1 protein-coding gene is annotated in these 700 nt (G+C 43.7%); it reads left to right on the top strand.

Annotated features, from left to right (window positions below):
* Nucleotides 1-589, top strand: a 589-nt coding sequence (locus tag AB4496_RS28560; protein ID WP_372133452.1) for an AAA family ATPase, incomplete at its 5' end; no start/stop codon positions are given.
* Between the last annotated feature and the right edge of the window lie 111 nt (nucleotides 590-700).

Genomic DNA, 700 nt, shown 5'->3' with positions numbered 1-700 from the left:
CTCTGTTGTGCTACTTGATGAGATCGAGAAGGCACACCCAGATATCTTTAACTTGTTATTACAGGTGATGGACAACGGTACGCTAACCGACAACAACGGTCGCAAAGCAGATTTCCGCAATGTGATCCTAGTGATGACGACCAACGCTGGTGTTGCAGAAACCGAGAAGAAATCGATCGGTTTGATCCAACAAGATCATGCGCCAGACGCAATGAGTGAAATCAAGAAGGTATTTACTCCTGAGTTCCGTAACCGTCTTGATAATATCATCTGGTTCAACAGCCTTGATCCAAGTGTGATCAGTCAAGTTGTTGATAAGTTCATTGTTGAGCTTCAGGTCCAACTGGACGCTCGTGGTGTATCTTTAGAGGTTTCTGAGGATGCTCGTCATTGGTTAGCTGAAAGAGGCTATGACAAGACCATGGGCGCTCGTCCGATGGGACGTGTGATTCAAGAGAAGCTTAAAAAGCCTCTTGCTAATGAGTTGCTGTTCGGAAGTTTGGTTGACGGCGGTACGGTTAAAGTATCTCTGAAAAAAGACGAACTGGATTTCATCTATGTTGGTGCGAAAGAAGAGGTTATGCATTAGGCATACTTCTTAAACACTAACGGCTTATAAAGAGCACTGAGTACAGTTAATCACGATATTAAACGCATGACTTTGGTTGTGCGTTTTTTTATGCTTGCTAGATGCTAGATG

It is taken from the genome of Vibrio sp. 10N.222.46.A1, from assembly GCF_041473595.1.
Classification (GTDB): domain Bacteria; phylum Pseudomonadota; class Gammaproteobacteria; order Enterobacterales; family Vibrionaceae; genus Vibrio; species Vibrio tasmaniensis_A.
The sequence above is the reverse complement of the archived record's forward strand: the minus strand, read 5'-3'. Positions and strand labels throughout refer to the sequence as shown.